The organism is Pseudomonas sp. GW823-FHT03E05 (assembly GCF_058796855.1).
Genome location: NZ_JBXAJB010000001.1, coordinates 298531 through 312182, shown reverse-complemented (window position 1 = coordinate 312182; position 13652 = coordinate 298531). Strand labels below are relative to the sequence as shown.

Annotated in this window: 13 protein-coding genes; 10 read left to right on the top strand and 3 right to left on the bottom strand. The window is 66.9% G+C overall.

Annotated elements, in window-relative coordinates:
• The first annotated feature begins 245 nt into the window (after positions 1–245).
• Positions 246–1247, top strand: a complete 1002-nt coding sequence (locus AC1RCO_RS01365; RefSeq protein ID WP_011062109.1) for an AraC family transcriptional regulator — start codon at positions 246–248, stop codon at positions 1245–1247.
• Between the two features lie 46 nt (positions 1248–1293).
• Here AC1RCO_RS01365 and AC1RCO_RS01360 read toward each other — a convergent pair whose 3' ends face one another.
• Positions 1294–1815, bottom strand: a complete 522-nt coding sequence (locus AC1RCO_RS01360; protein ID WP_011062110.1) for an SgcJ/EcaC family oxidoreductase — start codon at positions 1813–1815, stop codon at positions 1294–1296.
• Positions 1816–1988: 173 nt separating this feature from the next.
• Here AC1RCO_RS01360 and AC1RCO_RS01355 point away from each other — a divergent pair, with 173 nt between their 5' ends.
• From AC1RCO_RS01355 to AC1RCO_RS01340, 4 genes are read left to right on the top strand one after another with little or no spacing between them, the layout of a single operon-like run.
• Entirely contained in the window at positions 1989–3149 is a 1161-nt protein-coding gene (locus AC1RCO_RS01355) for a sensor histidine kinase (RefSeq protein WP_019094128.1), read from the top strand.
• A complete protein-coding gene (locus AC1RCO_RS01350) occupies positions 3146–3814 on the top strand; it encodes a response regulator (protein WP_011062112.1) in 669 nt (222 codons plus the stop codon). Before AC1RCO_RS01355 ends, AC1RCO_RS01350 begins: the two co-directional genes overlap by 4 nt.
• Positions 3811–6138 carry an ATP-binding protein gene (locus tag AC1RCO_RS01345; protein ID WP_011062113.1) on the top strand — a complete coding sequence of 776 codons (2328 nt, stop codon included), beginning with the start codon at positions 3811–3813 and terminating at the stop codon, positions 6136–6138. The genes AC1RCO_RS01350 and AC1RCO_RS01345 overlap by 4 nt, the downstream gene beginning before the upstream one ends.
• The gene (locus AC1RCO_RS01340) at positions 6135–6587 is read left to right on the top strand and encodes a response regulator (RefSeq protein WP_015636233.1); all 453 of its coding nucleotides are present in this window, start codon (positions 6135–6137) and stop codon (positions 6585–6587) included. The genes AC1RCO_RS01345 and AC1RCO_RS01340 overlap by 4 nt, the downstream gene beginning before the upstream one ends.
• 165 nt (positions 6588–6752) lie before the next feature.
• Here the strand turns inward: AC1RCO_RS01340 and AC1RCO_RS01335 are convergent, their stop codons facing one another.
• Complete coding sequence (locus AC1RCO_RS01335; protein ID WP_015636234.1) at positions 6753–7550, bottom strand: AraC family transcriptional regulator; 798 nt, start codon at positions 7548–7550, stop codon at positions 6753–6755.
• 85 nt (positions 7551–7635) lie between these two features.
• Here AC1RCO_RS01335 and AC1RCO_RS01330 point away from each other — a divergent pair, with 85 nt between their 5' ends.
• The 3 genes from AC1RCO_RS01330 to AC1RCO_RS01320 all read left to right on the top strand — a co-directional run bounded on the left by AC1RCO_RS01330 (position 7636) and on the right by AC1RCO_RS01320 (position 10596).
• Positions 7636–8634 carry a bile acid:sodium symporter family protein gene (locus AC1RCO_RS01330; RefSeq protein ID WP_015636235.1) on the top strand — a complete coding sequence of 333 codons (999 nt, stop codon included), beginning with the start codon at positions 7636–7638 and terminating at the stop codon, positions 8632–8634.
• A 104-nt stretch (positions 8635–8738) separates the two neighbouring features.
• Positions 8739–9767 carry a hypothetical protein gene (locus AC1RCO_RS01325; RefSeq protein ID WP_342403901.1) on the top strand — a complete coding sequence of 343 codons (1029 nt, stop codon included), beginning with the start codon at positions 8739–8741 and terminating at the stop codon, positions 9765–9767.
• Between the two features lie 208 nt (positions 9768–9975).
• Positions 9976–10596 carry a LysE family translocator gene (locus AC1RCO_RS01320; RefSeq protein WP_011062117.1) on the top strand — a complete coding sequence of 207 codons (621 nt, stop codon included), beginning with the start codon at positions 9976–9978 and terminating at the stop codon, positions 10594–10596.
• 12 nt (positions 10597–10608) lie between these two features.
• Here AC1RCO_RS01320 and ptrR read toward each other — a convergent pair whose 3' ends face one another.
• On the bottom strand, positions 10609–11487 hold the full coding sequence (ptrR, locus tag AC1RCO_RS01315; RefSeq protein ID WP_011062118.1) for a putrescine utilization regulator PtrR: 879 nt from the start codon (positions 11485–11487) through the stop codon (positions 10609–10611).
• 101 nt (positions 11488–11588) lie between these two features.
• Between ptrR and AC1RCO_RS01310 the strand changes: the two genes are divergently transcribed.
• Together AC1RCO_RS01310 and AC1RCO_RS01305 are read left to right on the top strand one after the other, a co-directional pair.
• Positions 11589–12980 carry an aldehyde dehydrogenase family protein gene (locus tag AC1RCO_RS01310; protein ID WP_342403900.1) on the top strand — a complete coding sequence of 464 codons (1392 nt, stop codon included), beginning with the start codon at positions 11589–11591 and terminating at the stop codon, positions 12978–12980.
• 180 nt (positions 12981–13160) lie between these two features.
• Positions 13161–13475, top strand: a complete 315-nt coding sequence (locus tag AC1RCO_RS01305; protein WP_011062122.1) for an Arc family DNA-binding protein — start codon at positions 13161–13163, stop codon at positions 13473–13475.
• Positions 13476–13652: the final 177 nt, after the last annotated feature.

The following is a 13652-nucleotide window of genomic DNA, read 5'->3' as shown; positions in this document are numbered from 1 at the left end:
ACAGATCCATAGGCAAGCCAACGACGCACCCTCGAACGTGGCACGACGAGCCCGCCGCCGCACTCGCCCAAGGGTCCCTGCCCAACCATGATCGACCCTGCCCGGGCCACCCGGAAGTGTTCCCGGATACCTTTCGCTTGTCCTCGGAAACCTGGGCCGGTGCTTATTCGTCTGTGGCCTTTTGTTTATTGCAATCATGCAAAAGGCCTCATCGATATCATTTAGCCACTAGTCCAGGAAGACCTATGCACAGAATGACCAGCGCCAGCTTTCGGGTGCTTGCCGATGTCATGAGAGAAGGCGGCGCGAATGTCGACGCCCTGCTCAGAACCTTCGGCAGCAGCATCCAGGACGTTGAGGAAAATCCCAAGGGCGTGAGGCTGGAACTGGTCTATCAAGTAATGCGCGAAGCCACCCGCCGCACCGGCAACCCGGACCTCGGGCTGCTGGCCTACAGCAAGGCCCACCCGGCCAACCTGGAGGCCCTGGGCTATGCGGTGATGTCTTGCGCGACCCTGGGGGCAGCGCTGCAGCGCCTGGTGGACTACCAGGCGCTGACCAGCAACGGCTTCTGCATGTGCCTGGAACGCAAGCCCGACGCGTTGCAACTGATCGGCTTCGACGTCACCGCCGAGCCTTCGCTGATCCCCCGGGCGGTGATCGACGCCGGCGCCGCCCAGACCCTGGGCCTGCTGCACTGGCTGCTGCCCCAGCACAAGCCGCGGCCGCTGGTGGCGGCCTTCACCTACCCCGAGCCTGCGGACACGCGCATGCTGCGCCGGCTGATGGGCGACAACCTGCAGTTCTGCGCGCCCCACAACAGCCTGACCTTCAGCAGCCAGGACTGCGCCATCGCCCTGCCCACCGCCGACCCGGCGCTGGATGTGCTGCACATGGAATACGCCCGCAACCGCCTCAATGTGCTGCTCAGCGGCTCGATGACTGCGCGGGTGCGCCGCGCCCTGTCCGAATCCCTGGCCCAGGGCGCGCCCAGCGACCTGCCGCATATCGCCCAGGCAGTGGGGGTCAGCACCCGCAGCCTGCAACGCAGCCTGGGCCATGAAGACGTGCACTTCTCGGCGCTGCAGGACGAGGCGCGGCTGATGCTGGCCCACAGTTTTCTGCGCAACTCCATGCGCAGCGTCAAGTACATCGGCGCCCTGTTGGGCTTTCGCGACCAGAGCAGCTTTCACAAGGCCTGCCTGCGCTGGTTCGGCATGACCCCGGGGCGCTACCGCGAGCAGTGACAGCAACGCCGAGCAAAGGCTCGGCGCAAGGTGACAGGAGCCTGGATCAGTGGCTGGCTTGCAACTGCGGCTGCACTTGCGGCATGGCCGAAGAGTGGTGGTTGAGGATTTTCCACTGCCCGCCCAGGCGCTCGTAGAGGAAGGTGTAGCGAGCCTGGACCTGCTGTTTCTTGCCGTCGGCGGCAGTCAGGGTGAAGGTGTAGACGCCGCTGTCCATGGCCGCATCCGGGCCCAGGTGACGAATCTCCCGGTAGTTGATCTGGCCCACCGGCCGCGAGGCCATGAAGTGCTCGAAGTAGTCCTGGATCTGCGCGTGGGTGCTGCGCACCTGGTTGGAGACCGTGGGTTGCAGCACTGCATTGGCCGCATAGAGGCTGACCACGGCTTGCGGGTTGCCGGTCTGCAGGGCGCTGTTCCAGCGGTCGAAGAGACCGGCGATTTCCCGGTCCTGCAGGTTCTGCGGCTGCTCGGCCACGGTGCGGTACACGTAAGGGGTGGCTTCCAGGGCCTGAGCCAGTGGCGTGCTCAGCACGAAGAACAGGGCCAGGGCGGTGCTTTTCAGTTTCATTCACGGACTCCAGTGGGTTTCAATGAGCCCCACTGTGCCCCGGGCCGTCGCCCCTGCCATCGGCCAACTGGAGCCTGCGGCCTATGCCATTCGGCAGATAGGCGCGATACCGGGCACGGGGGTCTAATACCCTGCCCCGAGCCACTGCACCGCCCCCACCCTGGAGTTTCCCGATGCCCAGCCCGCCCCTCGATCCCGCCAGCGCCCTGGCCCTGCGCAGCCAGTACCGGCAGTCGCAAAGCCGCGCCGCGCGCCTGCGGCTGCTGGTGGACACCGGCCAGGAGCTGCTGCAACTGCCCCCCGGACAGATGCGCCAGCGGGTGGTGCAGCGGGCCTGCGCCTTTGTCGCCATGGACCAGGGGCTGTTACTGGAATGGAGCAGCGACGGCGTGGCCCACGCCAGCGCCGAACAGGGCCACGGCGAATGCCTGCAAGCGCTGCGCGCCGTGGCCGGGCAGGCCCAGTGGCTGGAGCGCCCGCTTGCGCAAACCGGGGTGCTGCGCGTACTGCTGCACCGCGCCGACGGCCAGCCCTTCGGCGCCCTGCTGCTGGCCAACAGTGTGCCCATCAGCGCGCCGGACAGCGAAGACCTGGAATCCCTGCAACTGCTGGCCACGCTGTTGGCCACGCACCTGGAAAACCAGCGCCTGCTGCAGGACCTGCAAGCCCGGGAGCGCAGCATGTCGGAGCTGGTGCAGCGCCTGTTCAGCGCCCAGGAGGATGAGCGCAAGCGCGTCGCCTACGACCTGCACGACGGCCTGGCGCAAACCCTGGCCGGGCTGCACCAGCGCCTGCAGGGTTTCGCCGGGCGCTGCCCGCCGCTGCCGGAGCCCCTGCACGATGAACTGCAGACCATCCTGCAACTGGCCCAGGGCTGCGTCGGCGAAGGCCGGCAACTGATCGGCGGCCTGCGCCCCCATGTGCTGGACGACTTCGGCCTGTTGCGGGCCATCGACCGCGAGGCCGACCGCCTGCGCGACGCCGGGCTGGCGGTGCACTGGCAGCAGCGCTACCCGGAGCGCCTGCCGGCGGCCCTGGAAATCGCCCTGTTCCGCATCGCCCAGGAAGCCATCAACAACATCCTCAAGCATGCCCGGGCCCACAGCGTCAGCCTGAACCTGGCCCTGGAAGCAGGCCAGGCGGTGCTCGGCATCAGCGACGACGGCGCAGGTTTCCAGCCGGCATCCGGCCAGGGCATCGAACAGTTGGGCCAGGTGGCCATGCAGGAACGCGCCCATTTGCTGGGCGGGCGTTTCACCTGCCACAGCCGGCCCGGCAGCGGCACGCGGATTCTCGCCCGCGTCCCCGTCCCCTCCCTGGAGCACGCGGTATGACAGCGGTGATACGCCTGGTCCTGGCGGACGATCATGAAGTCACCCGCACCGGCTTCATCGCCCTGCTGGCGGGCAACCCGGAGTTCGAGGTGGTGGGGCAAGCCAGGGATGGCGAGCAAGCCCTGGCCCTGTGCGAGCAACTGCGCCCGGACCTGGCCATCCTCGATATCCGCATGCCCCTGCTCAACGGCCTGGGGGCCGCGCGCCTGCTGCAACAGCGCCAGCCCGAGGTCAAGGTGGTGATCTTCACCATGGACGACAGCCCCGATCACCTGGAAGCCGCCATGGCCGCCGGCGCCGTGGGCTACCTGCTCAAGGATGCCAGCCGCGAAGAGGTGCTCGACGCCCTGCAGCGTGTGGCCCGCGGCGAAGAGGCGCTCAACAGTGCAGTCAGCGCCCGCCTGCTGCGGCGCATGAGCGAGCGCGGCAACGGCCAGGCGCCCCAGGCTCAGGCCCTGACTGCCCGCGAGCGCCAGGTGCTGGGGCTGGTGGCCGGCGGCTTCAGCAACCGCGAGATCGGTGAAAAGCTGGGCATCACCACCGGCACCGCCAAGGCCCATGTGGAACGAGTGATCGGCAAGCTCGGCGCCGCCGACCGCACCCAGGCCGCGGTGCGCGGCATGGCCCTGGGGCTGGTGGCGCAACCTGCCGGGCAGTGGCCGTGAACCTGCTCAGCGCCCGGCGCTGGGCCGACCTGCCGCTGCGGGGCAAGGCGCTGGTGGTGATCTCCCTGCCACTGGTGATCCTGCTGCTGTCGCTGGTGCTGATCTACAGCACCGAGCGCCAGACCGCCCGCGCCGAGGAGGACGTGCGCCGGGTGCTGCTGGTGCAGGGCGATATCCAGGCGGTGCACACCCTCCTGGCCGAGGCCGCCGCCAGCGTGCGTGGCTACCTGCTGACCCGGCGCGAGGACTTTTTGCCCGCCTACCTCCAGGCCCGGCCGCAGATCGAGGCCGCGTTGCAACGCCTGGACCAGAATGTCCAGGACCCACGCATGCGCGACTACCTGCAGACCATCACCCCGCTGATCCGCACCAAGCTCGACGGCCTGGTGGCCCTGCGCAACGGCAGCCGCGACGACGCCGCCACGGTGACCGCGATCCTGATCGACAACAAGCAGGTGCTGGACGTGCTGCGCGAGCAGATCAGCGCCATGCGCGTGCGCGAGGATGCGCTGCTGGCCGAACGTAGCGCAGCCGCCGCGGCAACCCGCATGCGCCTGCTGTTCGCCACCTTGCTGGCCGCCGGCTGCGGGCTGTTCGGCGCCATCGTCGCGGTGCTGTTGCTGTCCCGGGGCATCGTCACCCGGGTGCAGCAGGTACAGGGCAATGCCCAGCGCCTGGCCCTGGGCCAGCCGCTGCGCCCGCAAGCGCCGGAACAGGATGAAATCGGCCAGCTGGGCACGCGCCTGGTGGAGGCCGGGCAACTGCTGGCCGAGCGCGAACGGGCCCTGCGCGACAACGAGGAACGCCTGCGGCTGATCATCGACGGGGTCAAGGACTACGGGATCTTCGCCCTGGACACCGCAGGCCGGGTTACCACCTGGAACGTCGGTGCGGAACGGATCAAGGGCTACAGCGAGCAGGAAATCATCGGCCGGCATTTTTCCCTGTTCTACCTGCCCGAAGAGTGCCCCCAGCACCCGGACATGGCCCTGCGCGAGGCCACCGCCCACGGCCACTACATGGAAGAGGCCTGGCGCTGTCGCAAGGACGGCAGCCGCTTCTGGGCCAGCGTGGTGATCACCGCGCAGTACGACGCCAGCGGCGCCCTGCGCGGTTTTTCCAAGATCACCCGGGACATCACCGATCGCCGTGCCGCGGAAATCGCCCTGGGCACCGCCCGCGAGGAAGCGGAAAGCGCCAGCCGCGCCAAAAGCGAATTCCTCTCGCGCATGAGCCACGAACTGCGCACGCCGCTCAACGCCATCCTCGGCTTCGCCCAACTGCTGGACATGGATTCCAATGCCGGCCAGCGGCCCCAGGTCGGGCATATCCTGCGGGCCGGGCAGCACCTGCTAGGGCTGATCAACGAGGTGCTGGACATTGCCCGTATCGAGGCCGGGCGCCTGCCGCTGAACGTCGAGCCCATGGCCCTGGCGGCGGTGCTGCACGAAGCCCTGACCCTGGTGTCACCCATGGCCGCGGACGCCGGCATCACCCTGGCGCCGCTGCCGGAACTGGCGGCGGACAGCGGCGTGATCGCCGACCGCCAGCGCCTGATCCAGGTGCTGCTCAACCTGCTGTCCAACGCCATCAAGTACAACCGCGCGGGTGGCCGGGTCAGCATCGACGTGGCGATCGAGGCATCGCGCCTGCGCCTGAGCGTGCTCGACACCGGCGCCGGCATCACCGCCGAGCGCCTGGAGCGCCTGTTCAAGCCCTTCGAACGCCTGGACGCCGACCCCAGGGTCGAAGGCACCGGCCTGGGGCTGGCCCTGAGCAGGAGCCTGCTGGAAATGATGGACGGCAGCCTGGGCGTACAGAGCACCCCGGGCAGCGGCAGTTGCTTCACCCTGGAGCTGCCCTTCGTGCGCCTGGCCGCTGCAGCCGCCGTGGCGCCCTGCAACGCCCCGGCGCTGAACGTGCCGGCGCCACAGCCCGCAAGCCGCTACCAGGGCAAGGTGCTGTGCATCGAAGACAACCTGCAAAGCCTGGCGCTGATCGAAACCCTGCTGCAACGGCGCCCGGGCATCCGGCTGCTGTCGAGCATGCAAGGCCAGATGGGCCTGGACCTGGCCCGCCAGCACGCGCCGCAGATGATCCTGCTGGACGTCAGCCTGCCGGACCTGCCCGGCCTGGAGGTGCTGCAACGCCTGCGGGCCTCCAGCGCCACGGCCGACACCCCGATCCTGATGATCACCGCCGACGCCAGCGAACCGACCCGGCGCGCCCTGCTCGACGCCGGGGCCACGGCGATCCTGACCAAGCCCATCCACATCCCGGTGTTCTTCGCCCACCTCGATGCCTGTCTCCCGGAGCTCCCATGACTGCCGATCTGCGCATCCTCATCATCGATGACCAGCGCCCCAACCTCGACCTGATGGAACAGCTGCTGGCCCGCGAAGGGCTGCACAACGTCCTCAGCAGCACCCAGCCGCTGCGCAGCCTGGAGCTGTTCAACAGCTTCGAGCCGGACCTGGTGATCCTCGACCTGCACATGCCCGAGTTCGATGGCTTTGCGGTACTGGAACAGCTCAACCGACGGATCCCGGCCAACGACTACCTGCCGATCCTGGTACTCACCGCCGACGCCACCCGCGACACCCGCCTGCGGGCGCTGGCCCTGGGCGCCCGGGACTTCATCAGCAAGCCCCTGGATGCCCTGGAAACCCTGCTGCGGATCTGGAACCTGCTGGAGACCCGGGCCCTGTACAAGACCCTGCGCACCCTGGTGCCGCCGGAGCGCATCGAACTGCTGCGCCCACCAAGAACCTGACCTGCCACACCTGGCCCCACCACCGCCCCCTGTAGCCGCTGCCGCAGGCTGCGAACGGTCGCGCAGCGGCCGCCGGGCGGGCGCCACGGTGTGTCAGGAGCCCGGTTCGGGTCTGCTGCGCAGCCCATCGCAGCCTGGGGCAGCGGCTACAGGAAGCTCGGGGGGTCAGAGGTCGCGGAAGAACTCCCCCGGGGTGGCGTCGAACTGCTGGCGAAAGGCGGCGATAAATGCCGAGGTCGAGTCATAACCACAGGCCAGCGCCACATCGGTGACCCGCTCGCCCTGCTCCAGGGGAGTCAGGGCGCCCAGCAGGCGCAGGCGCTGGCGCCAGGCACGGAAGGTCAGCCCGGTGTCCTTGAGGAACAGGCGGCTGAGGGTCTTCTCCGTCACCCCGAGCTTCTGGCTCCACTGGCCCAGCGTCGTGGCCTGCTCCGGGTGCGCCTGCAGGCTGCGGTAGATCGCCCGCAGGCGCACGTCGTGGGGCAGCGGCAGCATCAGGTCCAGCTGCGGCGCGGCGGCCAACTGGTCCAGCAGCACCTGGGCCAGGCGCCCGTCGGCGCTGTCCTCGACATATTCCACCGGCAATTCACTGAAGGCGCGGATCAACTCCCGCAGCAGGCTGCTGACCGCCAGCACCTGGCAGCTGTCTGGCGCCGCCCAGGTGGTAACGCTGCAATCGAGATACAGGCTGCGCATCTCGGTGCGCGGCGAGCTGAAGACCCGGTGCGGCACCCCGGCGGGAATCCACACCGCCCGTTGCGGCGGGGCGATAAAGCGCCCGCCGCTGGTCTGGATCTCCAGCACCCCGGCAATGGCGTAGGACAATTGCACCCACGGGTGGCTGTGGCGCCGGGTCAAGGCGCGATTGGGCAAGGATTCGGTGCGCCCGTACACCGGCCGCGGAAGGCTGGGCAAACCGGGAATACTGCGCCGGACGATCTTTTCATGTCCTTTAGGCGGCATTAACTGGCTCCTTGGCGTTAGTCGGTAAAACGCAGCCACGTTAGAGTCGCCCCACCGCACTTGGCAACCCCCGGATGATCCCGCTATGACTCGCTCGCGTCTTTTGCCCGACAACTTCACCCTGACCCTGATCGGCGTGGTGCTGCTGGCCAGTTTCCTGCCGGCCAGCGGCCAGGTGGCCATAGGTTTCGGCTGGCTGACCAACATCGCCATCGGCCTGCTGTTCTTCCTCCACGGCGCCAAGCTCTCGCGCGAGGCGATCATTGCCGGGGCCGGCCACTGGCGCCTGCACCTGCTGGTGTTCAGCCTGACCTTCATCCTCTTTCCCGTGTTGGGCCTGGCGCTCAAGCCGCTGCTGTCACCGCTGGTGGGCAACGACCTGTACATGGGCATGCTGTATCTGTGCGCCCTGCCGGCCACGGTGCAATCGGCGATCGCCTTCACCTCCCTGGCCCGGGGCAACATCCCGGCAGCCATCTGCAGCGCTGCGGCGTCGAGCCTGTTCGGGATCTTCCTCACCCCGCTCTTGGTGACCCTGCTGCTGAACGTGCACGGCGAAGGCGGCTCGACCCTGGACGCCATCCTCAAGATCAGCGTGCAGTTGCTGCTGCCCTTTATCGCCGGGCAGATCGCCCGACGCTGGATCGGCGCCTGGGTCGGGCGCAACAAGAACTGGCTGCGCTTCGTCGACCAGGGCTCGATCCTGCTGGTGGTCTACGGCGCCTTCAGCGAAGCGGTGAACGAAGGCATCTGGCACCAGATCCCGCTGTGGGAACTGGCCGGCCTGGTGGTGGCCTGCTGCGTCCTCCTGGCGCTGGTGCTGCTGGCGTCGAGCTTTCTCGGCAAGCTGTTCGGCTTCGACCAGGAAGACCGCATCACCATCCTCTTCTGCGGCTCGAAAAAGAGCCTGGCCACCGGCGTGCCCATGGCCCAGGTGCTGTTTGCCGGCAGCACCATGGGCGTGCTGATTCTGCCCCTGATGCTGTTCCACCAGATCCAGCTGATGGTCTGCGCGGTGCTGGCCCAGCGCTACGCCAAGCGCCCGGAATCGGTGGCCGAGCTGATGGGCCAGGTCGACCCGTAGCCTTTCCTGCAAGGCGGCCCGGTGGCTGGCCGGGCCTGCGCGCAGATGGCGGTGAAGATCGCGCAATGGCATGATGCCGCGGCGAAAATCATCAAGGACCGCTGATGTTTCCCCATCGAATTCAAGCCCCCAGCCAGGCCGACCTGGAACTGCAGGTTAGCGCCCGGCTGGAGGCCGATGACCAGGCCCAGGTCATCGTCCAGTTCGCCAAGGCCGAACAGTACGACGGCGAACTGCTGAGTCAGCTCGACACGCTCTGCGCCCGTTTCGGCGAGCGCCTCAATGTGCGTTTCTACAGCCACTATCCGGGCAGCGCGTTTGACGGCCGCACCTTGCTCGCCCTGCCCAATGTCCACTCCCTGAGCCTGGATTGCCTGGACACGCTGGAACACTTCGAAACCATTGGCAGCCTGCACAAGCTCAAGGATTTCGCCCTGCAAGTCATCAGCGCCGACCTGCCGGGCCTCTTGGCCCTGCCCAACTTGAGGGGGCTGCGAACGCTGCGCCTGTCCCTGGACAAAGGCCCGGCCATAGACCTGGCGCCCCTGGCCACCATGGCCAAGCTGCACACCCTGTCCCTCAGCGTGCAAAGCCATCACCTGGACGTACTGAGCCAGTGCCCGGGCATCCGCCACCTGGACCTGCATCGCATGCCGGCCAAGACGCCCCTGGGCATGGTCGCCGGCATGACCGGCCTGCACAGCCTCTCGGTGACTTTCGGCAGCCGTGAACAGATGCCGGAGCTGCGCAATCCCCAGGTCAAGGAACTGGCGATCATGCGGGTGCGTGGCCTCAACCGCCTGGACCTGGACGGCTTTCCCCTGCTTGAAGTGTTGAAGATCGAGGACCAGGCGCAATTGAGCCAACTGGACCTTGGCGGGGCGCCGCAGTTGCGCAAGATGAGCCTGATCAACCTCAAGACCCTGGGGGAACTCAGCGGCCTGAAAACCTCGAACATCGCTGACCTGCGCATCATCAAGGCCCCACAGTTGGATCTGCTGACACTGATCGACAGCCACCTACCGGCCAGCGTGCAGCACCTCAAGCTGCTCAGTGGCAAACGCGCCGTGGACAAACAGCTCGACGCCCGGCAACAGCAGCTGGGCATTCCTGAACCCCACGGCCCCTATTGACCCGCCCTTGTAGGCGCGAGCTTGCTCGCGAAGGACGTCAACGAAAACGCGCACCTGCAGGGAACAGGCGGCGCTTTGGAAATCATCGCGAGCAAGCTCGCTCCTACAGATTCACCGCCCCTTCCGTGATCACCCGCACCCGTGGCGCGCATTGGCACCCTACGGCTGTGCTAACGTTCGCCACCCCCAAAGCTTGAAACCCTGCCCCATGTCCATCACTGAGAATCTCCTGGCCTTCACCCTGGCCGCCACGCTGCTGACCCTGACCCCGGGCCTGGACACCGCCCTGGTGCTGCGCACCGCCACAGTGGAGGGCCGGCGGCAGGCGCTGCGCGCGGCGTTGGGCATCAATGCCGGCTGCCTGATCTGGGGCGCGGCTGTGGCCTTCGGCCTGGGGGCCTTGATCGCGGTGTCGGAACTGGCCTTCAACCTGTTGAAGTACTGCGGCGCCGCCTACCTCGCCTGGCTGGGACTGAACATGCTGCTGCGCCCGCGCCACTCGTTTGCTCCCACAGGCGCGAACAGCGACCCCGGCACCAACTGGTTTCTCAAGGGCATGCTGGGCAATGTGCTCAACCCCAAGGTGGGAGTGTTCTACGTGTCCTTTCTGCCGCAGTTCATTCCCCAGGGCCAGCCGTTGGTGGCCTGGACCTTCGGCCTGGTGAGCATTCACGTGGTACTGGGGCTGGTCTGGTCGCTACTGCTGATCGCCGCCACCCGGCCCCTGGCCGGTGTGCTGCAGCGGGAAAAGGTGATCCAGTGGATGGACCGCACCACAGGGATGATCTTCGTACTGTTTGCCGCTCGATTGGCCTTGAGCAGGCGCTGAACATCGCTCCCCTCAAACCTCAGCCAGCACCGCCCCACGCTCCTCCAGCAGCTTCACGAAACTGCTCAAACTCTGGGACACGGTGCCGCGCCGCCAGACCAGCCAGGTGCGCAGGAAGCGAAAACGCGGGGACAACGGCCAGACGCTGACCGTGGCGCAGCCGGGCATGCTTTCCAGCATGCTGCGGGGCATCAGCGCCAGCCCGGCGCCGGCGCTGACGCAGGCCAGCATGCCGTGGTAGGACTCCATTTCATGGATCTTGCCCGGCACCGCGGCGTCCTGGGTGAACCAGCTTTCAAAGTGATGACGGTAGGAGCAGTTGGCGCGAAAGGCGTAGATGCTTTCGCCGTTGACCTCCCGCGCCCGGGTAATCGGCGCATGGCCCAGCGGGGCGATCAGCACCATTTCCTCCTCGAACACCGGCAGCCCTTCCAGGGCCGGGTGGCGCACCGGGCCGTCGACGAAGGCGGCCACCAGACGGCCGGACAGCACGCCGTCGATCATGGTCCCGGAGGGGCCGGTGGACAGGTCCAGTTCCACCTTGGCGTACTGCTGGTTGTAGGCCGCGAGCAGCGCCGGGATGCGTACCGCCGCCGTGCTTTCCAGCGAGCCCAGGGCAAACGGGCCCTGGGGCTCCTCGCCGGCCACGGTCAGGCGCGCCTCGGCCACCAGGTCGAGAATGCGCCGGGCGTAGTCGAGGAAATTCCAGCCGGCGGGGGACAGGCGCATGCGGCTCTTCTCGCGGATAAACAGCTCCACCCCCAGGTCCTGCTCCAGTTGCTTGATCCTGGTGGTCAGGTTCGACGGCACCCGGTGGATCAGTTGCGCGGCGGCACTGATGCTGCCCTGCTCGGCAACGGCCTTGAAAATTTCCAGCTGGACCAGATCCAAAGCATTCTCCAAACGTGAACGACCTGCTCAATATTATTCAGTTTTCAGCAAAGATCCAGCACCGTAACCTGCTGCCATTCCCACCCGAGCAGGACGGTGCCATGAGCCTTGTTTCCAGCCACACCCACGCCTTGTCGATCAACCCCGCCACTGGCGAGCAGATCGGCGCCTACCCCTACCACTCCGAGGCTGAGCAGGACGCCGCGCTGAGCCGTGCCGCCGCTGGTTTCGCCCAGTGGAAACGCCAGAGCATCGCCGAGCGCGCCAGACGCCTGAACGCACTGGCCCAGGCCCTGCGGGACAACAGCGAGGCCATGGCCCGCATGATCAGCCTGGAAATGGGCAAGCCCCTGCCCCAGGCCCGGGGCGAAATCGAAAAGTGCGCCCAGCTGTGCCTGTGGTACGCCGAGCACGGCCCGGCCATGCTGGCCCCGGAAGCGACCCTGGTAGAGAACAACAAGGCACGCATCGAGTACCGGCCACTGGGCCCGATCCTCGCGGTGATGCCGTGGAACTTCCCGATCTGGCAGGTGCTGCGCGGCGCGGTGCCGGCGCTGCTGGCGGGCAACACCTACGTGCTCAAGCACGCCCCGAATGTCATGGGCAGCGCCTACCTGCTGCTGGACGCCATGCAGCGCGCCGGTTTCCCTGAAGGGGTGTTCGAGCTGCTCAACGTCACCCCGGACGGCGTATCCAGCGCCATCGCCGACCGCCGCATCGCCGCCGTGACCCTCACCGGCAGCGTGCGCGCCGGCATCGCCATCGGCGCCCAGGCCGGCGCCGCGCTGAAGAAGTGCGTGCTGGAACTGGGCGGCTCCGACCCCTTTATCGTGCTCAACGACGCCGACCTCGACGAAGCGGTCAAGGCCGCGGTGATCGGCCGCTACCAGAACACCGGCCAGGTCTGCGCCGCCGCCAAGCGCCTGATCATCGAGCAAGGGGTGGTGGAGGCCTTCACCCGCAAATTCGTCGAAGCCACCCGCGCCCTGGTGATCGGCGACCCGCTGGCCAGCGACACCTACATCGGCCCCATGGCCCGCTTCGACCTGCGTGACGAGCTGCACCAGCAGGTCCAGGCGACCCTGGCCGAAGGCGCCACCCTGCTGCTGGGCGGCGACAAGGTCGAAGGCGCCGGCAACTATTACCAACCCACGGTGCTGGCCAACGTCACCGAGCAGATGACCGCCTTCAGGCAGGAACTGTTCGGCCCGGTGGCCGCCATCATCAGCGCCCGCGATGCCGAGCACGCCCTGGAACTGGCCAACGACAGCGAGTTCGGCCTCACCGCCACGATCTTCACCCAGGACCTGGAACGGGCCCGGCAGATGACCGACGAGCTGGAAACCGGCGGCGTGTTCATCAACGGCTACAGCGCCAGCGACCCCCGGGTGACCTTCGGCGGAGTGAAAAAAAGCGGCTTCGGGCGCGAGCTGTCGCACTTTGGCGTACGCGAATTCTGCAATGCGCAGACGGTGTGGCTGGATCGCCGTTGAGGCTCGGAGGCCACGTCATAGGCTGAACGACCCCGGTGTAAAACGGACCTGGATCAGGTCCGCTTTTTAATCGGATTAGAGGCCGGCTCTGGTGCGAATCAGAACTTTCCTAATGAAAAAGCGCCGTTTTTTTCATTCTTTTAAGAATTTTCTTGAAGCAAGCAAGCCTGCCTCATTCTTATGATGCTGCTCTTTGGCATTACTCTGAGGTCCGCTATGTGCTCCTCCCTGCAAAAGTTCATCGTTCGTCTCCCAGGCGACCTGCACAACCAGCTCAAACACATTGCCAAACGAGAAAACCGCAGCATGAACAATGAAATCGTCGACCGCCTGGAAAAGTCCCTGGTCGTCGATGAAACCCGCGAGATGAATGAGAAGCTCATCAGCCTGCTGCTGCGCAAGGTCGATTCCATGGAGGAGCGGATCAAGTGCCTGCAGATGGGCCACCCGGAGCCCGAGCAGGATTGCCCACCGCCGTGTTACGCAAGGACTTGAAGCGGCCACTCCCGCCACGCGATCTTCTACCTTTCCCGCCTTTACCCCCTCGCTGCAGCTTGTATGATGGCGCCTGCCCGACAGTACCCAGCGGCAACCGCCAGGCCCCGGCCTGATGCCCGCAGGGCTCCCCCGCTGTTCCTCACTACACACGCAGGTCGACGCTCGTAGCCTTCC